The sequence below is a fragment of the Streptomyces jumonjinensis genome, assembly GCF_009600885.1.
Taxonomy (GTDB): domain Bacteria; phylum Actinomycetota; class Actinomycetes; order Streptomycetales; family Streptomycetaceae; genus Streptomyces; species Streptomyces jumonjinensis.
On record NZ_VCLA01000194.1, the window covers coordinates 146,624 to 167,981 of the forward strand.

Annotated in this window: 21 protein-coding genes and 1 pseudogene; 13 read left to right on the forward strand and 9 right to left on the reverse strand. The window is 70.1% G+C overall.

Features of this window, described 5'->3' with window-relative positions:
- Positions 1-124: 124 nt before the first annotated feature.
- Both FF041_RS33200 and FF041_RS33205 read left to right on the forward strand, forming a co-directional pair.
- Positions 125-1,402, forward strand: a complete 1,278-nt coding sequence (locus FF041_RS33200; protein WP_153526168.1) for a serine hydrolase domain-containing protein — start codon at positions 125-127, stop codon at positions 1,400-1,402.
- Between the two features lie 64 nt (positions 1,403-1,466).
- Positions 1,467-2,648: a serine hydrolase domain-containing protein gene (locus FF041_RS33205; RefSeq protein WP_153526169.1), complete on the forward strand. Its 1,182-nt coding sequence runs from the start codon at positions 1,467-1,469 to the stop codon at positions 2,646-2,648.
- Positions 2,649-2,676: 28 nt separating this feature from the next.
- On the opposite strand, the gene FF041_RS33210 is transcribed toward FF041_RS33205, so the two are convergent.
- The 3 genes from FF041_RS33210 to FF041_RS33220 all read right to left on the reverse strand — a co-directional run bounded on the left by FF041_RS33210 (position 2,677) and on the right by FF041_RS33220 (position 4,339).
- Positions 2,677-3,093: a hypothetical protein gene (locus FF041_RS33210; RefSeq protein WP_153526170.1), complete on the reverse strand. Its 417-nt coding sequence runs from the start codon at positions 3,091-3,093 to the stop codon at positions 2,677-2,679.
- 147 nt (positions 3,094-3,240) lie between these two features.
- Positions 3,241-3,480, reverse strand: coding sequence for a DUF397 domain-containing protein (locus tag FF041_RS33215; protein ID WP_153526171.1), 240 nt, complete (start codon positions 3,478-3,480; stop codon positions 3,241-3,243).
- 10 nt (positions 3,481-3,490) lie between these two features.
- On the reverse strand, positions 3,491-4,339 hold the full coding sequence (locus FF041_RS33220) for a helix-turn-helix domain-containing protein (RefSeq protein ID WP_153526172.1): 849 nt from the start codon (positions 4,337-4,339) through the stop codon (positions 3,491-3,493).
- A 135-nt stretch (positions 4,340-4,474) separates the two neighbouring features.
- On the opposite strand from FF041_RS33220, the gene mshD reads away from it, so the two are divergent.
- The 8 genes from mshD (at position 4,475) to pstB (ending at position 14,241) form a co-directional block, all read left to right on the forward strand.
- Positions 4,475-5,398: a mycothiol synthase gene (gene mshD / locus FF041_RS33225; RefSeq protein WP_153486579.1), complete on the forward strand. Its 924-nt coding sequence runs from the start codon at positions 4,475-4,477 to the stop codon at positions 5,396-5,398.
- A gap of 363 nt (positions 5,399-5,761) precedes the next feature.
- A complete protein-coding gene (locus FF041_RS33230; protein WP_153526173.1) occupies positions 5,762-7,987 on the forward strand; it encodes an RNA degradosome polyphosphate kinase in 2,226 nt (741 codons plus the stop codon).
- On the forward strand, positions 7,974-9,071 hold the full coding sequence (locus tag FF041_RS33235; RefSeq protein ID WP_323393426.1) for a CHAD domain-containing protein: 1,098 nt from the start codon (positions 7,974-7,976) through the stop codon (positions 9,069-9,071). The genes FF041_RS33230 and FF041_RS33235 overlap by 14 nt, the downstream gene beginning before the upstream one ends.
- Positions 9,072-9,156: 85 nt before the next feature.
- Positions 9,157-9,588 carry an NUDIX hydrolase gene (locus FF041_RS33240; RefSeq protein ID WP_153486583.1) on the forward strand — a complete coding sequence of 144 codons (432 nt, stop codon included), beginning with the start codon at positions 9,157-9,159 and terminating at the stop codon, positions 9,586-9,588.
- A 541-nt stretch (positions 9,589-10,129) separates the two neighbouring features.
- On the forward strand, positions 10,130-11,263 hold the full coding sequence (gene pstS, locus FF041_RS33245) for a phosphate ABC transporter substrate-binding protein PstS (protein WP_323393428.1): 1,134 nt from the start codon (positions 10,130-10,132) through the stop codon (positions 11,261-11,263).
- 97 nt (positions 11,264-11,360) lie between these two features.
- Entirely contained in the window at positions 11,361-12,362 is a 1,002-nt protein-coding gene (gene pstC, locus FF041_RS33250) for a phosphate ABC transporter permease subunit PstC (protein ID WP_153526175.1), read from the forward strand.
- Positions 12,359-13,435, forward strand: coding sequence for a phosphate ABC transporter permease PstA (gene pstA / locus FF041_RS33255; RefSeq protein WP_153526176.1), 1,077 nt, complete (start codon positions 12,359-12,361; stop codon positions 13,433-13,435). Before pstC ends, pstA begins: the two co-directional genes overlap by 4 nt.
- 29 nt (positions 13,436-13,464) lie before the next feature.
- Positions 13,465-14,241 carry a phosphate ABC transporter ATP-binding protein PstB gene (pstB, locus tag FF041_RS33260; protein ID WP_153526177.1) on the forward strand — a complete coding sequence of 259 codons (777 nt, stop codon included), beginning with the start codon at positions 13,465-13,467 and terminating at the stop codon, positions 14,239-14,241.
- A gap of 475 nt (positions 14,242-14,716) precedes the next feature.
- Here the strand turns inward: pstB and FF041_RS33265 are convergent, their stop codons facing one another.
- Positions 14,717-15,715: an inorganic phosphate transporter gene (locus FF041_RS33265; protein ID WP_323372309.1), complete on the reverse strand. Its 999-nt coding sequence runs from the start codon at positions 15,713-15,715 to the stop codon at positions 14,717-14,719.
- A gap of 5 nt (positions 15,716-15,720) precedes the next feature.
- Positions 15,721-16,341, reverse strand: coding sequence for a DUF47 domain-containing protein (locus FF041_RS33270; protein ID WP_323372310.1), 621 nt, complete (start codon positions 16,339-16,341; stop codon positions 15,721-15,723).
- 271 nt (positions 16,342-16,612) lie between these two features.
- Between FF041_RS33270 and FF041_RS33275 the strand changes: the two genes are divergently transcribed.
- Positions 16,613-16,981 (forward strand): metal-sensitive transcriptional regulator, encoded by a 369-nt coding sequence (locus tag FF041_RS33275; protein ID WP_153486589.1) that lies wholly within the window; start codon positions 16,613-16,615, stop codon positions 16,979-16,981.
- Positions 16,982-17,140: 159 nt separating this feature from the next.
- On the opposite strand, the gene FF041_RS33280 is transcribed toward FF041_RS33275, so the two are convergent.
- Positions 17,141-17,344, reverse strand: coding sequence for a hypothetical protein (locus FF041_RS33280; RefSeq protein WP_153526178.1), 204 nt, complete (start codon positions 17,342-17,344; stop codon positions 17,141-17,143).
- An 80-nt stretch (positions 17,345-17,424) separates the two neighbouring features.
- Positions 17,425-18,297 (reverse strand): annotated as a pseudogene (locus FF041_RS33285) (hypothetical protein); the annotation flags it as partial.
- Between the two features lie 127 nt (positions 18,298-18,424).
- Here FF041_RS33285 and FF041_RS33290 point away from each other — a divergent pair.
- Both FF041_RS33290 and FF041_RS33295 read left to right on the forward strand, forming a co-directional pair.
- A complete protein-coding gene (locus FF041_RS33290; RefSeq protein WP_153526179.1) occupies positions 18,425-18,589 on the forward strand; it encodes a hypothetical protein in 165 nt (54 codons plus the stop codon).
- Between the two features lie 169 nt (positions 18,590-18,758).
- Entirely contained in the window at positions 18,759-19,070 is a 312-nt protein-coding gene (locus tag FF041_RS33295) for a hypothetical protein (protein WP_153526180.1), read from the forward strand.
- Between the two features lie 120 nt (positions 19,071-19,190).
- On the opposite strand, the gene FF041_RS33300 is transcribed toward FF041_RS33295, so the two are convergent.
- Both FF041_RS33300 and FF041_RS33305 read right to left on the reverse strand, forming a co-directional pair.
- Entirely contained in the window at positions 19,191-19,952 is a 762-nt protein-coding gene (locus FF041_RS33300; RefSeq protein ID WP_407698220.1) for a phosphatase PAP2 family protein, read from the reverse strand.
- 300 nt (positions 19,953-20,252) lie between these two features.
- A complete protein-coding gene (locus tag FF041_RS33305) occupies positions 20,253-21,269 on the reverse strand; it encodes a C40 family peptidase (protein ID WP_323393433.1) in 1,017 nt (338 codons plus the stop codon).
- Positions 21,270-21,358: the final 89 nt, after the last annotated feature.

Here is a 21,358-nt window from a genome sequence, read left to right on the forward strand (position 1 = left end):
GCCCCCGGGACCGCCCGAGCCAGGCAGCGCCGGGAGGCCGACACCGCACGGCCCAGCAGCACCAGCACGGCTACCGCGGACCCCGCGGACCCCGCGGAACGCGGGGAAGAGTGAGGAGCAGGGCATGACAGCACGAGGCATGGCACGTACCGGCGCGGCGGGGATCGCGGCGGCGGTGGCGGTCGCCGCGTTCGCCGCACCGGTCCAGGCCGACACCAGCACCACGGAACGGCAGCGGCACCAGGCCGTCCAGCGCGCGTTGGACACCGTGGTGACCGGCGGCGTCCCCGGAGTCACCGCTCAGACGAGAGACGGCCGGGCCGTCTGGAACGGTGCCTCGGGCGTCGGCGACCTCAGAACCGGCAAGGCCCGCGGCAAGAACGACCTCTTCCGCGTCGCCAGCATCACCAAGACCTTCGTGGCCACCGTCATGCTCCAGCTGGAGGCCGAGGGGAGGCTCAGCCTGGACGACACGGTGGAGCGCCATCTCCCCGGGGCGGTGACCGGCAACGGCAACGACGGCGGCGAGATCACCGTACGGCAGCTGCTCAACCACAGCAGCGGGATCTACGACTATCTCCAGGACCCGGAGTACATGAAGAAGTACATGCTGGGCGACGGCTTCCTCAAGCACCGCTACGACTACCGGTCGCCGCAGGTCGCCGTGGACGTGGCGATGACCCACCGGCCGTACTTCGCCCCCGGCACGGGCTTCCGGTACTCCAACACCAACTATGTCCTCGCCGCGCTGATCATGGAGAAGCTCACCGGGAACAGCTACGAGCACGAAGTGCGCGAGCGGATCGTCAAGCCGCTGAAGCTGCGGCACACCACCGCCCCGGGCGACAGCTCCGCGATGCCGAAGCCCAGCAGCCGCGCGTACTCCAAGCTGACCGAGGACCCCGCGGCCACCAAGATCTACGACGTCACCCGCCAGAACGCCTCCCAGTCCTGGGCCGAGGGCGACATGATCTCCAGCTCGAACGATCTCAACCGGTTCTACCGCGCCCTGCTCCGCGGCAAGCTGCTGCCGGAGAAGCAGCTCACCGCGATGAAGACGCTCAGTCCGCACTCCGTCGAGGGCGGTTCGGGCTATGGCCTCGCGCTGGAGAAGATGAAGCTGAGCTGCGATGTCGAGGTGTGGGGGCACACCGGCGGCTGGATCGGCAGTCTCTCCGTCGCGTACTCCACCGAGGACGGCGGCCGTCAGCTCGCCTTCAACACCAACGGCGACTGGGAGGGCAAGGATCTGCTGGGGGTGGTGGAAGCAGGGTTCTGCGGCGCCAAGGCGAAGGCCGAACCGAAGGCCGCGCCGAAGACCGCGCCGGGGGCCGCACTGAAGACCACGCTGAAGACCATGCCGAAGGCCGAGACGAAGGCCGCCGCGAAGACCGCATCGTAGAACACGCCGAAGATCCTCCGCCGGGGCACGATGTCATGACGACACGTTACGAGAGGAGCACCGTATGACGACACGACAGCTCACCCGTACCAGCGTGGCGGGCATCGCCGCGGCGGCGGTCGCCGTCGCCGTGTTCACCGCCCCGGCGCAGGCCGACACCAGCACCACGGAGCAGCAGCGGCACCAGGCCACCCAGCGGGCGCTCGACGCCACGGTGGCGGCCGGCATCCCCGGCGCGCTCGCCCGGACCCGGGACGCGCACGGCGTCTGGCAGGGCGCGTCGGGCGTCGCCGACCGCGAGACCGGCAGGGCACGCGGCTCGAACGACCGCTTCCGGATAGCCAGCATCACCAAGACCTTCGTCGCGACCGTGCTGCTCCAGATGGAGGCCGAGGGGGAGCTCGACCTCGACGACACCGTGGAGCGCCATCTCCCCGGGGTCGTCCGGGGCAACGGCAACGACGGCAGCAAGATCACCGTACGGCAGCTGCTCAACCACACCAGCGGGCTCTACAGCTACTCCTCCGACCCGGAGTACGCGAAGAAGTACCTCGCGGGCGAGAACTTTCTGAAGCATCGTTACGACGCCGTGTCGCCCGAGACGAAGATCAAGGTGGCCATGGGGCACCGGCCGGACTTCGCGCCAGGGGCCCGGCACTCGTACTCCAACACCGGCTATGTGCTGGCCGGGATGGTCATCGAGAAGGTCGGCGGCGACAGCTACGAGGACGAGGTCCGCGAGCGGATCATCAAGCCGCTGAAGCTGCGGCACACCACCAACCCCGGCGACAGCGCCCAGCTGCCGAAGCCCAGCGGCCGGGCCTACTCGAAACTCTCGCGGCAGAACACGCCGGAGATCTGGGACGTGACGGAGATCCACGGGTCCCGGAGCTGGGCGGGCGGGGACATCATCTCCACCACCGGGGACCTCAACCGGTTCTTCAGCGCGCTGATGGGCGGGAAGCTGCTGCCGAAGAAGCAGCTCACCGCGATGAAGACCACCGTGCCCAGCCCGGATTACCTCCCCGGCAGCGAGTACGGCCTCGGCGTCCACACCTACCGGACGAGCTGCGGCACCCGGCTGTGGGGCCACGGCGGACGCGGCGTGGGCTCGGTCACCGAGGCCGCCACCACCGGGGACGGCCGCAGACAGCTCTCGTACAACTTCAACGGGGACTGGGCCATGCCCGTGAGCATCGTGGAAGCCGAATTCTGCGACGGAGCCGGGGCCGAGGACGCGCGCTGAGGACCGGCGCTGAGGACTGCCGCACCTCTCACACCAGCGTCAGAAACCTCACCGGACGCACGGACCATTCAAAATGCTCGCCGTTGAGCGCGGTGAAGGCGAACCCGACCGGCAGCCCCCGGTGGAGCGCGGCGACCGCCTGCACATCCCCGGAGAGTCCGTCGTCGCTGTGATCGTCGAGCGCTTCGAGGATCGCGTGCCGGTCGCGCGAGGTCAGCTGCCCGGCCCGGGTGCGGACGGAGTCACGGAGCATACGGATCGCCTGGCGCGGGCTGCCGGGCGCGGACAGCTCGCACGGCTCCGGGCTCCGTTCGTTCTCCTCCTCGCCGCAGGGATGGTGGAGCAGCAGCTCGTACCAGAGGCCGGAGCGCAGCAACGGCGGGCGGACCGGACGCGGAAGCCGATCCGTTCCTTCGAAGATCGCCAAGTGGGACGGTGCGAGCATGTCTCGCCTCCTGTCACGGTGGCAGGGGCCGGGAGTCGACCCCGAGTGACGACACACAGCGACCGTACCGCCACGAAGAGCGAGGTGCAACAGTGGGACGGCACACTGTTGCAACCGAAATTCACCCCTCCGCCCCCGTGCGAGGCCCTAATGGACCAGATGATCGAACTCCCCCGCCTTGACACCGAGGATGAACGCCCGGAGCCGTTCGACGGGAATGGTGATGACCCGGTCGGGATCCTCGCTCTCCCGTAGCTTGATCACCCCGTCGACGCCCGCCATCTCCACACAGTTCTGGCTCTCGTCCGACCCTGAGAACGATGACTTCTGCCAGGTGACACGCCTGTCCGGCCGGTCGCCGACGTGGTCGCTGATGCGCTCGCCCATGGGTTCCGACTCACCGTTCCCGAGCTATGCGCCGCAGGACCGCGCGCGAGGCGTCCGGATCGAGCGCGGCGGCCCTGACCGAGTCGAACAGCAGCCGGTAGCGCGCCAGCTGGGCCTCGGCGTCCAGGAAGCCACTGCCGAAGGCGCTGTCCAGCTGAACCGTGTCCAGCTGCGGAATCGTCGCGCCCACATACATCGCCGAATGCACCGAGCCGGTGATCTGCGCCTCGAAGGGGATGATGCGCAGCGTCACACTGGGCCACTGCGAGACCTCGTGCATGAAGTCGAGCTGCTCGCGCACGACGCCGCCCGCGCAGTAGCGCATCCGCAGCGCCGCCTCGTGCACCAGCGCCTCGTACTCCATGGGCACCGGGCGGTCGAAGACCCCCCGGCGGGCCATCCGGTGCTCGACCCGCGGGCCCGCCTCGGCCGGGGGCAGCGCGGCGATCCCGCCGAGCATCAACTCCCGGGCGTACTCCCTGATCTGGAGCAGTCCGGGGATGTGCAGCATCTCGATCTGACGGAGGCTGGTGGCGTGGTGCTCCAGCTCCGCGAGGTCCAGAAAGCCGGGCGACAGCACCCCCCGATACGCCTCCCACCAGCCCTTCGTCCGCTCCTCGGCCATGCTCGCCAGGGCGTCGACCAGGTGTTTGTCGGTCGCCGAGTAGTGGGCGGCGAGCCGGCGGACGCGTTCGGCGCTGACCCCGTAGCGGCCCGACTCGATATGGCTGATCTGCGCTCGTTCGCCGCCCAGGAAGGCCGCCGCCGTGCTGCCGGACATCCCCGCCCGCTCCCGCAGCTTCCGCAACTCCGCCCCCAACCGCCGCTGCCGGGCGGTCGGATAGCTCCTCGGCGGCATGGCGTGCCTCCCCTTCCGTAGGTAAGTGTGCGGCCACACTCTGCCACGGCCCACCCGTTCGATTGAGACGGCCGTCGCACTGTTGTGCCGGGGCGGGGCCGCCGTGCACGGCATCCACGGTCGTAGGCTCTTCCCATGACGACTGACGCAGTGAATCCGGGGCCCGGCAGGGAGATCGAGAGCCTTGACGAGCTGTCGGCCCAGCAGGCGGAGGCCGTCCTCGCCCTGCTCGCCGACGCCGCCGAGTCGGACGGGACACAGGCCGTCTCGGAACAGGGACGGCTCCAGTTGCGCGGCGGCAAGCGGGAGGGCGTACGGCACTTCCTCCTCACCGTCGGCGGGGAGCTGACCGGATACGCGCAGCTGGAGGACGTCGACCCGGTCGAGGCCCCCGCGGCCGAACTCGTCGTCCACCCCTCGCGCCGCGGCTGCGGCCACGGCCGGGCCCTGGGCAGCGCGCTGCTTGCGGCCTCCGGCAAGCGGCTGCGGGTCTGGGCGCACGGCGGGAGGTCCGCCGCCCGGCATCTGGCGCAGGTGCTCGGGCTGACCCTCTTCCGCGAGCTGCGGCAGCTGCGCCGGTCGCTGGAGCCGCTGGACATCGCCGAACCGGTCTTTCCGCCCGGGGTCACCGTACGGACCTTCGTCCCCGGCCAGGACGACGCCGCCTGGCTGGCGGTGAACGCCGCCGCGTTCGCGCACCACCCCGAGCAGGGCTCGCTGACCCAGCGGGATCTGGACGACCGCAAGAGCGAACCGTGGTTCGACCCCCAGGGCTTCTTCCTCGCCGAGCGCGACGGCGAGCTCATCGGCTTCCACTGGACGAAGGTGCACGCCGCCGAGCAGCTCGGCGAGGTCTATGTGATCGGCATCCGCCCCGACGCCCAGGGCGGCGGGCTCGGCAGGGCGCTCACCGCCGCCGGGCTGCGCCATCTGGCGGCGCAGGGGCTGCCGACCGCGATGCTGTACGTGGACGCGGACAACACGCCCGCCGTCACGGTGTACGAGCGGCTGGGCTTCACCACGCACGAGGTCGATCTGATGTACCGGACGGAGTCCTGAGGCGGGGGGCGGGCCGGGGCGTGTCGAGCGCGGGCCGGGCCGGGGCATGTCGAGCGCAGGGGGCTGCTGAGCATCCCGTGGGCGCGGGGGCCTGAGCACGGGGCCGTGAGAACAGGGCCGTGAGCGCAGATCCCGTGAGCACGGGACGCCTCAGGCCCCCCGAGCCGACCGCGCAGGTCAGCCCTCCGCCCCCCGCCCGCTTCCCCTGCGTCATGTCGTCGTCACCGGCCATTCAGACAGCGCTGCGACCCTCGCCCCATGCAGCCCGCTCGGCCCGCCTCCACACCCTCCTCCCGCAGTGGGAAGATCGCTTCCGCTCGCTCCGACGCGCCTCTCTTCCCCACTACGCGGAAGAATGGGTTCATGAGTCAGCAGCCCGCCGAGGCCTCGGTCCAGCATCCCCAGCCGTCCGTCGGCTCCATAGCAGCGCACCGGCCGCATACCGTCGCCGCCACGGTCTCCGATCTGGAGCCCGACCTCGACGCGGACCTCGACGCGTACGAGGAGGAACGGGGCTCCGGAGCCGAGCTGCCCCAGGGCCGCTTCCTGGACCGCGAGCGCAGTTGGCTCGCCTTCAACGAACGCGTACTGGAACTCGCCGAGGACCCCGCGACCCCGCTCCTCGAACGGGCCAACTTCCTCGCGATCTTCGCGTCCAATCTGGACGAGTTCTTCATGGTCCGGGTCGCCGGCCTCAAACGGCGCATCGCGACCGGGGTCGCCACCCGCTCCGCCTCCGGCCTCCAGCCCCGCGAGGTGCTGGATCTGATCTGGACCCGCTCACGTGAGCTCATGGCCCGGCACGCCGCCGCCTTCCAGCAGGATGTGTCCCCCGCCCTCGCCGAGGAGGGCGTCCATCTCATCCGCTGGCCCGATCTGACCGAGAAGGAGCAGGCACGCCTCTTCACCCTGTTCCGGCAGCGGATCTTCCCGGTGCTGACCCCGCTGGCCGTGGACCCGGCGCACCCCTTCCCGTACATCTCCGGCCTCTCGCTGAACCTCGCCGTCGTGGTCCGCAACCCCGTCAGCGGCCACCGCCACTTCGCCCGGGTCAAGGTCCCGCCGCTGCTCTCCCGCTTCCTGGAGGCGTCGCCCCAGCGGTACGTCCCCCTCGAAGACGTCATCGCCGCGCATCTGGAAGAGCTGTTCCCCGGCATGGAGGTGCTCGCGCACCATATGTTCCGGGTGACCAGGAACGAGGATCTGGAGGTCGAGGAGGACGACGCCGAGAATCTCCTCAAGGCCCTGGAGAAGGAGCTGATGCGGCGGCGCTTCGGGCCCCCGGTGCGCCTGGAGGTCGAGGAGTCCATCGACCCGTACGTCCTCGATCTGCTGGTCCGCGAGCTGAAGGTGTCCGACGCCGAGGTCTATCCGCTGCCCGGCCCGCTCGATCTGACCGGCCTCTTCGGGATCGCGGCCCTGGACCGGCCCGAGCTGAAGTACCCCAAGTTCATCGCCGGGACCCACCGCGATCTCGCCGAGGTCGAGTCGGCGTCCGCGCCCGACATCTTCATGGCGCTCCGTGAGCGCGATGTGCTGCTGCACCACCCGTACGACTCGTTCTCCACCTCCGTACAGGCATTCCTGGAGCAGGCGGCGGGCGACCCCGACGTACTGGCGATCAAGCAGACGCTCTACCGCACCTCCGGCGACTCCCCCATAGTCGACGCGCTGATCGACGCCGCCGAATCCGGCAAGCAGGTGCTCGTCCTGGTCGAGATCAAGGCCCGCTTCGACGAGCAGGCCAACATCAAATGGGCGCGGAAGCTGGAGGAGTCGGGCTGCCATGTGGTCTACGGGCTCGTCGGCCTCAAGACCCACTGCAAGCTCTCCCTGGTGGTACGCCAGGAGGGCGAGCTGCTGCGCCGCTACTCCCATGTCGGCACCGGCAACTACCACCCGAAGACGGCCCGGCTCTACGAGGATCTGGGGCTGCTGACCGCGGACCCGCAGGTCGGCGCCGACCTCTCCGATCTCTTCAACCGGCTGTCGGGATACTCCCGGCGCGAGACCTACCGGCGGCTGCTGGTCGCCCCCAAGTCGCTGCGCGACGGACTGGTCTCGCGCATCAACAAGGAGGTCGCGCACCATCGCGCCGGGCGGCCCGCCTATGTCCGCATCAAGGTCAACTCGATGGTGGACGAGGCGATCATCGACGCCTGCTACCGGGCGTCGATGGCGGGCGTGCCGGTGGAGATCTGGGTACGGGGCATCTGTGCGATCCGCCCCGGGGTGACCGGACTCTCCGAGAACATCCGGGTACGCTCCGTGCTGGGACGCTTCCTGGAACACTCCCGGATCTTCTCCTTCGGCAACGGAGGGGAGCCCGAGGTCTGGCTCGGCAGCGCCGACATGATGCACCGCAATCTCGACCGCCGCATAGAGGCGCTGGTACGGGTCACCGATCCGGCCCACCGTGCGGCGCTCACCCGGCTCATGGAGACCGGTATGTCCGATTCCACGTCCTCCTGGCATCTGGGCCCGGACGGCGCCTGGACCCGCCATGCGACCGACCCCGAGGGCCAGCCGCTGCGCAATGTCCAGGAGATGCTCATCGACGCCCGGAGGCGAAGGCGTGCACAGCCCTGATCTGTCCCGTGTCCCCGCGCAGGGATCTCCTCCGGCTCAGGCCCAGGCCCAGGCTCAGGCCGGAGGGGACGGAGCCGCGGTCGCGGTCACGGTCGCGCTCACCGCGTATCTGCATGCACGGGCGGGTGAATTCCTGCGCGGTCTGCGGCTGTACGGCGACTCCGGCGCGGACACGGCGGCGGCGACGGAGGCCGCCCGCTCCCTGCGGATGACCGCGCGGCGGATCGGCGGCACCCTGCACACCTTCCGGCCGCTGCTCGACCCGGTCTGGGCGGACGGGCTCCGTACCGAGCTGTCCTGGCTGTCCGGCACGCTGGCCCAGGAACACGCCTCCACGGCACGGCTGAACCGGCTGCTCGACGCGCTGGCCCGGCTCTCGGGCACGGCGACGGGGGCGGAGGCGGGGGCCGGGACCGGGGCAGCCTCTGGTACCGGTGCGGCGGGGGGCGGTCCCGGGCGCGGGGCGCTCACCGTGGGCGCGGCCCGCGCCGCCGCGCTGCTGGAGCGCCGGCTGACCCTGGCCAGGACCCGGGCCCACTCGGCGACGCTCCAGGCGCTGGGCTCCGCCCGCTGCCACGCGGTCGCGGACGCCGTCGCGGTCCTCACGTCCGAGCTGCCGCCGGCTCCGGCGGCCGGGGCGCTCCCCCTGCCGGCCGAGGCCGACGCAGCCGCCGAACGGCGGCTGCTCGACGCGGTCGCGGCGCTTCCGCTGGCCCGCGCGGGGCATCCGTACAACGCGGAGGCCCTGCTGAACGGGCTGGCCACCGCGTCGGCCGAAGAGATCCAGGACGAGCCCTGGCACCGGGTCCGCACCCTGCTGAGGCTCCACCGGTACGCCCTGGAGGTGCTGGGCCCGGAGCGGAATCCGGTGCTGGACCGGGCGGGGCAGGTGCTGGACCGGCACCGGGACGCGTCCGAGGCCGCCGCGGCGGCGGCAGCGGCGGCCCGTACGCCGAGGATCGCCCCGGCGACGGCGTACGCGCTGGGAGTGCTCCACGCCGACCAGCGTCATGAGGTGGAGGCGGCCCGGTTCGCCTTCCAGGAGATCTGGCAGGGGTCGATCGCGGTACAGGCGGCCCTGTAGGGAGGTTTTCCGTGTCCCCGATAGCGGTTTCGGCCATTCCGATCGCGAAGGCACCGCCTGTCGTCCCGTCCCCGGAGCGTCCGCGATGACGGCGGACCGGGTCGTGCTGGCGGCGGGCTGTGTGCTGTGGCGGCACTCCCCGCGCGGCGACGGCCGGGTGGAGATCTGTCTTGTGCACCGCCCCCGATACGACGACTGGTCGCACCCGAAAGGCAAGCTCAAGCGCGGTGAGGACGCCCGGCGGGGCGCACTGCGGGAGGTGCTGGAGGAGACCGGCGCGACCTGCTCGCTCGGCACCGAGCTGCCCACCGTCCGCTATCCGGTCGACGGCCGCCCCAAGGAGGTCCGCTACTGGGCGGCACGGGCCACCGGCGGGTCCTTCATCCCGAACGACGAAGTCGACCAGGTGCTGTGGCTCTCCCCCGCCGCCGCGCGCGCCCGGGCCACCCAGCCGCGGGACCGGGATCTGGTGACGGCCTTCCTCAGCACGCTGCGTCCGGCGTCCGGCAGCCGCTGACAGACCTGCGCCCACTGACGGACCGACCGGAGCCACCGGGCGGTTCATCATATTGAGCGATCAACACCCGGAATGTTGTGCGACCAACGCCTGCACTTCAGCCAGCTCAACCGCCAACGACCGTACCCCGTACGCCGGATGGCCGGGGAGCAGCCCGCCGGGCAACCGGTGTACGGTCGCGAATCATGCCTGTTCGTCACACCCCCACCACCGACCGTCATGAGTCCCCCGCCGGCCCACCGCTCGCCGGGGAGCACATACGTACCGCCCCCGACCAGCGGTAACCCCCCAGGCGTACATCCATGCCCGGATGCCGGGGCGACCGGACGGTCATGGTCCGGACCTGTCGGGGCCGGGTACCCAGCCGCCCGACACGGTTCACCTCCCGTTCACTCTCCCCCATGGGCAGCTTCACCTGATCTGCCTAATTTCAGACTTACGAGGTGACCGGCACAGGCCGGCTCCCCCACCCGACACACGCCGCCACAGAGCGTCCGACAACGGTCGCCCTCCGGGCGGCTTCTGGAAGGAACACCCGAAAGTGAAGCTTCAGCGCAAGAACGGGCTGCGCGCCACCGCGCTCGGCGCGCTCGCCGTCACCGGCGCCCTGGTCCTCACGGCGTGTGGTTCGGACGACAACGCCGCGAGCACCGGCGGCAACGACGGCAAGACCAACGCCGCCTCGGACATCTCGTGCGAAGGCGCGAAGGGCAAGCTGCTCGCATCCGGTTCCAGCGCACAGAAGAACGCCATGGACCTGTGGGTCAAGAACTACATGGCGGCCTGCTCGGGCGTGGAGATCAACTACAAGTCGTCCTCCTCCGGTGAGGGCATCGTCGCCTTCAACCAGGGCACGGTCGGGTTCGCCGGCTCCGACTCGGCGCTCAAGCCCGAAGAGGTCACCGAGTCCAAGAAGATCTGCAAGGGCGGCCAGGGCATCAATCTGCCGATGGCCGGCGGACCCATCGCGATCGGGTACAACCTCTCCGGCGTCGAAGACCTGAACCTGGACGCCGCCACGATCGCCAAGATCTTCAACGGCAAGATCAAGAACTGGAACGACCCGGCGATCGAGAAGCTCAACGAGGACGTCGAGCTCCCGGACAAGGCGATCCAGGCGTTCCACCGCTCCGAGGACTCCGGCACCACCCAGAACCTCGGCAAGTACCTGGGCGCCACCGCGAAGTCCGACTGGCCGTACGAGGCCGAGAAGAAGTGGCCCGCCCCCGGCGGCCAGGCCGCCTCCGGCTCCTCCGGCGTCGCCGCCCAGGTCAAGCAGGTCGACGGCGCGATCGGCTACTTCGAGCTCTCGTACGCGACCTCGCAGTCCATCCCGACCGTGCGCATCGACACCGGCGCCTCCGCCCCGGTCGAGGCCACCTCCGAGAACGCCTCCAAGGCGATCGCCGCCGCCCAGGTCAAGGGCGCGGGCAAGGACCTCGCCCTCGAACTGGACTACGCCACCAAGGCCGACGGCGCCTACCCGATCGTCCTGGTGACGTACGAGGTCGTCTGCGACACCGGCAACAAGCCGGAGACGCTGGACACGGTCAAGTCCTTCCTGACCTACACCGCGAGCGACGCGGGCCAGAAGGTCCTCACCGACGCCGGGTACGCCCCGATCCCCGCCGAGATCAACGCCAAGGTCCGCGAGACGGTCGCGGGTCTGAAGTAACCCGGGCGGGCGGGCGGGGGCCGGCCCCCGCCCGCCGCCCCCTCCGGTGCACCGCCGCCAGGGGAGCCGCCGCTCCCCCACACAGACCGGAAAGACCATGGCATCAACCACACCCATAGACTCTCCTCCCCCGACGCAGGCTCCGCCGGTCGCCACGGAGAAGAGCACCTCCACCGGCCGCGCGGGCGACAAGATCTTCCTCGCCCTCTCGCGCGGCTCGGGCATTCTGCTCCTGGCGATCATGGCGTCGATAGCCGGGTTCCTCGCCTACCGCTCCGCGATCGCCATCTCGGCCGACGAAGGCAACTTCCTCACCACCTTCGACTGGGACCCGGCCGGCGACCCGCCGGTCTTCGGCATCGCGGTCCTGCTCTTCGGCACCGTCGTCAGCTCCGTCATCGCGATGGTGATCGCCGTGCCGATCGCCGTGGGCATCGCGCTGTTCATCTCGCACTACGCGCCGCGCAGACTCGCCGCGCCCCTCGCGTATGTGGTCGATCTGCTGGCGGCCGTCCCGTCGATCATCTACGGCATCTGGGGCGCGCTCTTCCTGGTGCCGTACCTCGAAGGGCTCAACCTCTGGCTGGACGAGTTCTTCGCGTGGACGTACCTCTTCGAGAAGACCGAGGTCGGAGTCGCCCGCTCGCTCTTCACCGTGGGCATTCTGCTCGCGATCATGATCCTGCCGATCGTGACCAGCGTCAGCCGGGAGGTGTTCCTCCAGGTCCCGCGGATGAACGAGGAAGCCGCCCTGGCGCTCGGCGCGACCCGCTGGGAGGTCATCCGGATGTCGGTCCTCCCCTTCGGCCGCTCCGGAGTCATCTCCGCCTCGATGCTGGGGCTCGGCCGCGCGCTCGGCGAGACGATGGCCGTGGCCACGGTCCTGTCGCCGAGCTTTGTGATCTCGTTCCATCTGCTCAACCCGGGCGGCGGCACCTTCGCCCAGAACATCGCCGCGAAGTTCGACGAGGCCAATGAGCTCGGGCGGGACGCCCTGATCGCCTCCGGCCTCGTGCTGTTCATCCTCACCCTGCTGGTCAATGGCGCGGCCCGCCTCATCATCGCCCGCCGCAAGGAGTACTCGGGGGCCAACGCATGAGCCAGACAGCCGTACAGGACCGGCCCGCCCCCGTGCCGCCCTCCCCGAAGTCCCCGCTCAGCAGCCGGGCCCTGCCCCGCTGGGCCCCCGTGGGCTTCGCCGCCGCCTCGATCGCGCTGGGCTGCGGCCTGGGCGCGCTGGCCGGCTGGGAGAGCAGAACGCAGTGGGGTCTGGTATCCGCCCTGTTCTTCGTCCTCATCTCCTACACCGTGACCTCGGCGGTCGAGAACAAGCGGCAGGCCAAGGACCGGCTGGCCACCAGCGTCGTCTGGGTGTGCTTCATCCTGGCCGTGGTGCCGCTGCTGTCGCTGATCTGGGTGACCGTCAGCCGTGGCATAAAGGTGCTCGACACCTACTTCCTGACCCACTCCATGGCCGGTGTGCCGGGCTTCGAGGCGGGCGGCGGCGTCTACCACGCGATCATCGGCACCCTGGAGCAGGTCGGCCTCGCCACCGTGATCTCCGTGCCGATCGGCCTGCTGACCGCGGTCTATCTGGTCGAGTACGGCAAGGGCGCGCTGGCCAAGGCCGTGACCTTCTTCGTCGACGTGATGACGGGCATCCCGTCGATCGTCGCCGGTCTCTTCATCCTCTCGATCATGCTGATGTTCCAGCTGAGCCCGTCCGGTCTGATGGGCGCGCTGGCGCTGGCGATCCTGATGATCCCGGTCGTGGTCCGCTCCACCGAGGAGATGCTCAAGCTCGTGCCGAACGAGCTGCGCGAGGCGGCACTCGCCCTGGGCGTCCCGAAGTGGCGCACGATCGTGAAGGTGGTCGTCCCGACCGCGCTCGGCGGGATCACCACCGGCGTGATGCTGGCGGTCGCGCGGATCGCCGGCGAGACCGCACCGATCATGCTGCTGGTCTTCGGCAGCCAGCTGATCAACGCCAACCCCTTCGAAGGCGCGCAGTCCTCACTGCCCTTCTACATCTGGGAGCAGTACCGGGTCGGCAGCGAGGCGTCGTACGACCGCGCCTGGGCCGCCGCTCTGGTCCTGATCGCCTTCGTCATGCTCCTCAACCTGGTGGCCCGCGGCATCGCCCGCTGGAAGGCCCCCAAGACCGGCCGCTGACCGCGGCCTCCTGGAAGTGATCTAAGAAGATGGCCAAGCGAATCGACGTCAGCGGACTGACCGCCTACTACAGCGCCCACAAGGCGATCGAGGACATCTCGATGACGGTGGAGCCGCGCTCGGTGACGGCCTTCATCGGACCCTCCGGCTGTGGCAAGTCGACCTTCCTGCGCACCCTGAACCGGATGCACGAGGTCACCCCCGGGGGCCGGGTCGAGGGCAAGGTGATGCTCGACGACGAGAATCTGTACGGGTCCAACGTCGACCCGGTCGCGGTGCGCCGCACGGTCGGCATGGTCTTCCAGCGCCCGAACCCCTTCCCCACCATGTCGATCTTCGACAATGTGGCGGCGGGCCTGCGGCTGAACGGCTCGTACAAGAAGAACCAGCTCGCGGACGTCGTCGAGAAGTCCCTGCGGGGCGCCAACCTCTGGAACGAGGTCAAGGACCGTCTGAACAAGCCCGGCTCGGGCCTCTCCGGCGGCCAGCAGCAGCGCCTCTGCATCGCCCGCGCCATCGCCGTCGAGCCTGAGGTCCTGCTGATGGACGAGCCCTGCTCGGCGCTGGACCCGATCTCGACGCTGGCGATCGAGGACCTGATCGGTGAGCTGAAGGAGCGGTTCACGATCGTGATCGTGACCCACAACATGCAGCAGGCGGCCCGGGTCTCGGACCGTACGGCGTTCTTCAACCTGGCGGCGGTGGGCCAGCCGGGGAGGCTGATCGAGATAGACGAGACGGAGCGCATCTTCGCCAACCCGTCGGTGCAGGCGACCGAGGACTACATCTCCGGCCGCTTCGGCTGAGCCCCACGCCCGCACCCCGACGCCGAGCACCGACGCCGAGCACCGACGCCGAGCGCCGACGCCGAGCACCGGCGACGAGCACCGCCCCGATGCCGCCGGCGGCCGGGGGCGGAGCCGGGTCCGTGCCACCGGGCGGCCGGGGGCGCGGTAGGTCCGCGCTGCCGGGGCCGCACGGTGCGGATCCGGTCCGCGCTCTGAGAACGTCTCGCGGTGCTGCATGGCGGTGCCACCGCAAGACGAAGGGCCCGCCCTCCCTCCCCGGGGGCGGGCCCACTCGCATCCCCGCCAGGGCACGAGCGCCGACCGCCCCCGAGGACCCCGCGCCCGACCCGCCACACCCCCGCCGGGCGCCTCCCGGCACCGGACCCCAGGCCGTGCCACGGACGCCCCAGGACGGCCTCAGCGCCCTACGGGAACAGTAGGGGACGGCACTGACAACGCCCGGCGGACTCCGGCCTGAGCCTCAGCCTCAGTCTCAGCCGAAGACCAGCCACACCACGCCGTAGCTCATCGCCGCCACGGCCGCCGCCGCGGGCATCGTGATGAACCACCCCAGGACGATGTTCTTCGCGACCCCCCAGCGGACCGCGTTCACCCGCTTCGTCGCCCCCACACCCATGATCGCCGAGGTGATCACATGGGTGGTGGAGATCGGCGCCTGGAAGAGGAACGCCGATCCGAACATGATCGAGGCCCCGGTCGTCTCCGCGGCGAACCCCTGCGGCGGGTCCAGCTCGATGATCTTGCGGCCCAGCGTCCTCATGATCCGCCAGCCGCCCGCGTACGTACCCAGCGACAGCATCACCGCGCACGCGATCTTCACCCACACCGGGATCTCGTCGCCCTGCTGCTCCACATCGGCGATGACCAGCGCCATCACCACGATGCCCATCGTCTTCTGAGCGTCCTGGAGGCCATGGCCCAGCGCCATCGCGGCGGCCGAGACCGTCTGGGCGATCCGGAAGCCCCGCTTGGCCTTGTGCGGATTGACCTTGCGGAACATCCACAGGATGGCGACCATCACCAGATAGCCCGCGACCAGCCCGACCAGCGGCGAGACGAACATCGGGATGACGACCTTCTCCAGCACCCCGGACCAGATCACCTCCGTGCCGCCCGCGAGCGCCGCGCCCACCATCCCGCCGAAGAGGGCGTGCGACGAGGACGACGGCAGGCCGAAGTACCAGGTGACCAGGTTCCATACGATCGCGCCCAGCAGCGCGGCGAAGAGGATGCCCATCCCCTTGCTGCCGTGCGGCGTCTCGATCAGCCCCTCGCTGACCGTCTTGGCCACGCCCTGACCGAGGAAAGCGCCCCCCAGGTTCATGACCGCGGCCATGGCCAGCGCGGCCTTCGGCGTCAGTGCCCGGGTGGAGACGGATGTAGCGATCGCGTTCGCGGAGTCGTGGAACCCATTGGTGTACGTGAATCCGAGCGCGACACCGATGGTCACGATCAGAGCGAAGGTGTCCACAAGCGTCAGGACTCCTTGACCGCGATGGTCTCCACGGTGTTCGCCACATGTTCGAAGGCGTCGGCCGCCTCTTCCAGCACATCCACGATCTGCTTGAGCTTGAGCACCTCGATCGCGTCGTACTTGCCGTTGAAGAGCGTCGCGAGAAGCTTGCGGTGGATCTGGTCGGCCTGGTTCTCCAGGCGGTTGACCTCGATCCAGTACTCGGTGAGATCGTCCATGGTCCGCAGATGGGGCATGGCCTCCGCCGTCAGCTCCGCGGCCCGCGCCAGTACCTCGATCTGCTGCTCGACGCCCTTGGGCAGTTCCTCGACCTGGTAGAGGACGACGAGGTCGACGGCCTCCTCCATGAAGTCCATGATGTCGTCGAGAGAGGACGCGAGCTTATAGATGTCCTCGCGATCGAATGGTGTGATGAACGAGGAGTTCAGCTGGTGGAAGATGGCATGGGTGGCGTCGTCGCCCGCGTGTTCCGCCGCCCGCATGCGCTCCGCGATCTCGGCACGTGCGGAGGGTTCGGCCCCGAGCAGTTCCATGAGGAGCTTGGAGCCCGTGACGATGTTGTCCGCGGATGCGGCGAACATGTCGTAGAAGCTCGTCTCCCTGGGGGTCAGACGAAATCGCACGTGGAGTCCTCGGGGGCTCTGGGTTCGGACACGCTGATGCTAGGCGCATTCATCCGGCCACGGCCAACCGGTGTTCCTCAGTGTCGCCCATCGGGCAGAGAGCTGAGCAGGGGGCCCGGCGGCGCGGGCGGGCGCCGATGCCGCGCTGTTCGGTAACATATACCCGTGAGGGGTATATGGCCTCGCGTCGTGGACCACTCTTTTCCGGACACAGACCTTTCCGGACGTTAGATCTTTCCGGATACACACCGCAGGACAACGGGAGGACCCGATGACGACCACCGAGGCGGCCGGCGCCCCGGTCACGGACACCGCCGCAGCCATCGACTGCGCGTCGTCCGCCGACCAGGACCGCGGCACCCACGGCTACCACAAGCAGAAGGACGAGCACCTCAAGCGACTGCGCCGGATCGAGGGGCAGGTCCGGGGCCTGCAGCGGATGGTCGACGAGGACGTCTACTGCATCGACATACTCACTCAGGTCTCCGCGTCCACGAAGGCCCTTCAGTCCTTCGCGCTCCAGCTGCTCGAAGAGCATCTGCGCCACTGCGTCGCCGACGCGGCCGTGAAGGGCGGCGACGAGATCGACGCCAAGGTGGAAGAGGCGACGAAGGCCATCGCCCGACTGCTGCGCACCTGAGCCCGCCCGAGCCGCCCGGGACGCTCAGCCTCCGGCGGCATCGCGGGACGGGCCGCCGGAGGCGAAGCGGGACCGGGAGCCAGCTTGGGGCCGGGAGCCGGCGCGCGGCCGGGAACCGGCTTGGGGCCGGGGCGCACCGTCGCCCCGGCCCCGCCGTGGTCACCCCTGCTGGACCTGCTGCCCCTGGTGGACCTGGAGCGCGGAGCGCTCGCCCGCCACCTTCAGCACCTCGTCGATACGGTCGAAGCTGAGCCGTTCCCCGTCCGCGGCCGAGGCTGCGATGATCAAATCGCCGCACAGCTCGATCTCGGCGAGGGCCACGTGGTCCTGGACCAATGTCGTACTGGGCGGAGCCACGTGCATTCACCTCTTCCTGCCGGTACCGACTTCCTAGCGTAGGAGCGACGAACGGACGGCGCATGGCACGTCCGGACCATTGAGCCCCTGATCCTTCCGGCGTAAATGTCCTGCCGTTCGGGCAGACGTACGGCGACCGGAGTCCCGAAGTCATGGAGCACCGTGGTCGAGGTGACCGCGACCGTGCCGCCGCCATGGCTGAAGCTGAAGCGGTGGATCACCTTCCGGATACGGCCCTCGTCATCCAGATAGACGTCGAACGGCACGGTGTCCCTGGCGAACCCTTTCGCCGCCGCCGCCATCGAGGCCCTCGCGGGCGATGTCGCCATCCGGGCCGCCGCCTGCCCGATGTCGGCCTCGCCCCGGTAGTGCCGCACCGCGGCGCCCTCGAACTCCTCATCCCCCGCATACGTCACCTCCCGGGCGCCGCGCAGCAGCTCGGCCGCGGCGAGCGGATCGGTCGCGCCGCCGGTGACCAGATTCCCGTCCGCCAGCGTGGTCGTATCGACCCGCACCCATTTGTCGGCGGGCACCCCCGCGCCCCGGTTCTTCATGTACAGCGCCCCGGGCGTCATCAGCTCGGTCACCGGACGGTGCTCGTCCGCGCCAGCCGGATCGCTGGGCAGCACGACCGTGAGCCGGCCCGTACGGCGGACGAAGTCATAGCCGCCCGCTCCCCGGATCGTCACCCGGGTGCCCCCGGCGGCCGTCTCCATCGACGTACGCGCCCTGGCGCTGCCCGCAGCGACCAGCGCGTCGGCCGCCGCGCGCACCTCCGCCACGGGCCCACCCGCCGCCCGCCCCGCCTGCTCCACCCGGCCCGTCTGCCCCGGTACGCCGCCGAGCGCCGGCCGCTCATCGGCACCCCGCCCGTCCACCGAGCAGCCGCCCATCGCCATCGCCCCCAGTACGGCGACGGCGGAGACCGCCGCGCCCCTGAGTCCGTGCTGCCGCACCATCGTCCGCCAACCCCCTGACACCACAACCGCCGCTTCTCAGGGACCTCAGCCCGTCTCGCCTAACGAGAACCGGGGCCCGTCGTCACGCGGTGATCCCCCTGCGGACCCTGCCCAGTACCGTGGTGCCGTGCTTCTGCAAGACGCCCCGGCCGACACTCCCGGGCCGCACCGGACGACCACCGACGAACGCGGCTCCTTCACCGTGGCCCGCTGCTCCTGCGGCTGGGCGGGCCCGGCCCGCCGCTCCCGCGACCGAGCGCGCGCGGACGCCCTGACACACCGGTCCGCCTAGGTCGGTACGGAATCCGGTCGGTACGGAATCACGGAGTCCGCGGGCGCCATGACCCGTATGGAGGCGTCCGGATGGCCTCCCGCCCGCTGAGGCGGTGCGCTTGTTCACAAGAACTCCCCGCCCCCGGGCATCGCACCCGCACCGGACATCGACCTCAGGACGTCATGCCATGAAGCGCTCCACATTCCGCCGCGCACTCCACGGCGGACGAATAGCCGTGCTCACCGCGGCCACGGCCGTCACCCTCGTACTCCCCCTCGGCACAGCCGCCGGTGCCGCCTCCCTCCTCCCTCCCGCCGCCGCGCCCGTGTCCCCGCCCGGGCCCCCGCCCTTGTTCCTGCCCGCCGCCGCGAAGCCGGAGGGTCCGATCGAAAGCTCGCTCTCCGTCGCCGCGACGGGAGCGCTGGCCGCCCTGAGCACAGTCGTGATCGTCCGCCGCCATCAGCGGCGCGGCCGGGACCGCCGTCGCGACCGTCGCTGAACGAACCGGCCCCCCGTGCACCCGCCGCCCGGGCCGATGGCTCGGGGGCGGTGCGCGGGGGGCCGATGACTCAGAGGGGCCTGGCAGGTTCAGGCAGATTCAGACGGCTGTCAGGCGGCTTCAGGCGGCGAGATCCTTCTGCCCGGGGCCCTCGGCCCTCGGCTCGGGGATGCCCAGCCGTCCGGACCGCCCGCCGCCGCGCCCCGGGCGCTTCGCCCGTACGAGCACACCCGCCTTGGAACCGGCGATCGCGGACACCAGCGGGGTCAGCAGCGCCATCGCCAGCGGAGCGAGCAGCAGGGTGACCGCCGTGCCGAGCGCGAACCCGCCGATGACGTCGGTCGGGTAGTGCACTCCCATGTACACCCGGAGGAAGCCCTCGGTGACCGCGAGCCCGAGCGCGGCGAAGCCGAGCTTCCGGTGCGCGAGGAAGATCCCCACGGCTATCGCCATGGCCATGGTGGAGTGATCGCTGACGAAGGAGAAGTCGGTCTTGCCGGAGACCAGGACCTCCAGGCCGTCATGGTCGACGAACGGCCGCGGTCTCTCCACGAAGCCGCGGATGGGGATGTTGACCACCACGGCGACAGCGGCGGCGAGCGGGGCCCACACCAGTCCGGTGACGGCCGCGATCGAGTCCTCGCGGGTGCCGCTGCGGCGGACGCTCCACCAGGACCAGAGCCCGACGACGACGAGCCCGAACATGATTCCGTACTCGCCGACGAACCCCATGATGCGGTCGACCCAGGGCGGGGCGGCCTTGGACAGCCCGTTGATGTCGTAGAGCAGACTGAGATCGGGTCCCGGCCCTCCGCTCGCATCCGCGAGGGAGAGCCCCGCCTTTGGCTCCGCGAGGGGGATCCCCATTGCGAGTCCAGCCATCTGCTGCGGCCCCTTGCCTTCCGTCGCCCTGAACTGCTCTATGTCTGCGTGCGCCCGCGCCCTCGCCCGCTCCGGCACGGTCGCGGCGCATCGCGGGACGCACCGCTGCCGCCGGCCTGTGCTGACTGTCCGGTGACTGCTGCGGGACCGGCGCGGCTGCTCCGTCCAGGGAACGGCCTGACTCCCGCCGGCGTTCCACTCTCCACTGAACGATCACCATGACGTTATCGAAGAGAAATACGTCGCCGCAGCTCAGGGCCTTGACTCAACAGAGACGCGCCGGCCGTCCGGAACACCCTGTCAGGCCGCCGGAGGCAGCGTGGGCAGCGATTTCGCGCCGTCCTCGGTGACCCGGGTGGCCCCGAAGTAGTCCGGAGTGTCGATCTTGTCGAAGCGGATCACGGCTCCGGGACGGGGAGCGTTGATCATATATCCGCCGCCGACATAGAGGCCGACGTGCCGGATGGCCCTGGAGTTCGTGAGGTCGTCGGAGAAGAAGACCAGATCGCCGGGGAGCAGTTCCGCACGGGAGGGATGCGGTCCGGCGTTGTACTGATCATTGGCCACCCGGGGCAGCTCGATGTCCACCGTGCGGTACGCGGCCTGGGTCAGCCCGGAGCAGTCGAAGCGTCCGTCCTGCTCAGCGGTGCCGTTGCCGCCCCACAGATACTTTGTGCCGAGCTTCTGCTGGGCGAAGGCGATCGCCCCGGCGGCCTGCCGTGAGGGATCGACCCGCCCGATGGGCCGGGCGAAGCTCTTCTCCAGGGTGCGGATGACCTTCACATAGTTCTGTGTCTCCTTATAGGGGGGGACACCGCCGTATTTGATCACCGCGTACGGGCCCGCGTTGTAGGCGGCGAGCATGTTGTTCGTGGGATCGCCCGGCGCCTTCTTCACATATTTGGCCAGCGAACAGTTGTATGAGGCGGCCGACGGAATCGCGTCGGACGGATCCCAGACATCGCGGTCCCCGTCCTTGTCCCCGTCGACGCCGTGCACGGCCCAGGTCCCGGGGATGAACTGAGCGATGCCCTGTGCTGCCGCCTGGCTCTGCGCCTGGGGGTTCCAGCCGCTCTCCTGGTAGAGCTGGGCGGCCAGCAGCGCGGGGTTGATGGCCGGGCAGAGATTGACCCACTTCTGCACCAGCGGCTGATACCGGGCGGGCACCGCGCCCTTGGCGAGCCCGACGGCCCCCTTGGTCCCGGCGTTCGCGCCGAAGAGCCCGGCGGCTGCGGAGAAGGTGCCGATCACGAGCAGTGCGACAAACGCCAGGGCGGTCCCGAGGGACACCACCACGACCAGCCACGCCTTACGCACCGTCAACCGCCCTTCACCCCTGGGGAGTACGCACCCTGCGCCAGTGTAGGTGGGGGAAGGGTGATTCAGGAGGTGGACGAAGGGGACGG

Excerpts from the sequence above, each read along its gene's own strand:
- FF041_RS33200 (WP_153526168.1), top strand. The coding sequence starts at position 125 with ATGACAGCACGAGGCATGGCACGTACCGGCGCGGCGGGGATCGCGGCG.
- FF041_RS33205 (WP_153526169.1), top strand. The coding sequence starts at position 1,467 with ATGACGACACGACAGCTCACCCGTACCAGCGTGGCGGGCATCGCCGCG.
- FF041_RS33210 (WP_153526170.1), bottom strand. The coding sequence starts at position 3,093 with ATGCTCGCACCGTCCCACTTGGCGATCTTCGAAGGAACGGATCGGCTT.
- FF041_RS33215 (WP_153526171.1), bottom strand. The coding sequence starts at position 3,480 with ATGGGCGAGCGCATCAGCGACCACGTCGGCGACCGGCCGGACAGGCGT.
- FF041_RS33220 (WP_153526172.1), bottom strand. The coding sequence starts at position 4,339 with ATGCCGCCGAGGAGCTATCCGACCGCCCGGCAGCGGCGGTTGGGGGCG.
- mshD (WP_153486579.1), top strand. The coding sequence starts at position 4,475 with ATGACGACTGACGCAGTGAATCCGGGGCCCGGCAGGGAGATCGAGAGC.
- FF041_RS33230 (WP_153526173.1), top strand. The coding sequence starts at position 5,762 with ATGAGTCAGCAGCCCGCCGAGGCCTCGGTCCAGCATCCCCAGCCGTCC.
- FF041_RS33240 (WP_153486583.1), top strand. The coding sequence starts at position 9,157 with ATGACGGCGGACCGGGTCGTGCTGGCGGCGGGCTGTGTGCTGTGGCGG.
- pstC (WP_153526175.1), top strand. The coding sequence starts at position 11,361 with ATGGCATCAACCACACCCATAGACTCTCCTCCCCCGACGCAGGCTCCG.
- pstA (WP_153526176.1), top strand. The coding sequence starts at position 12,359 with ATGAGCCAGACAGCCGTACAGGACCGGCCCGCCCCCGTGCCGCCCTCC.
- pstB (WP_153526177.1), top strand. The coding sequence starts at position 13,465 with ATGGCCAAGCGAATCGACGTCAGCGGACTGACCGCCTACTACAGCGCC.
- FF041_RS33275 (WP_153486589.1), top strand. The coding sequence starts at position 16,613 with ATGACGACCACCGAGGCGGCCGGCGCCCCGGTCACGGACACCGCCGCA.
- FF041_RS33280 (WP_153526178.1), bottom strand. The coding sequence starts at position 17,344 with ATGCACGTGGCTCCGCCCAGTACGACATTGGTCCAGGACCACGTGGCC.
- FF041_RS33295 (WP_153526180.1), top strand. The coding sequence starts at position 18,759 with ATGAAGCGCTCCACATTCCGCCGCGCACTCCACGGCGGACGAATAGCC.
- FF041_RS33300 (WP_407698220.1), bottom strand. The coding sequence starts at position 19,952 with ATGGCTGGACTCGCAATGGGGATCCCCCTCGCGGAGCCAAAGGCGGGG.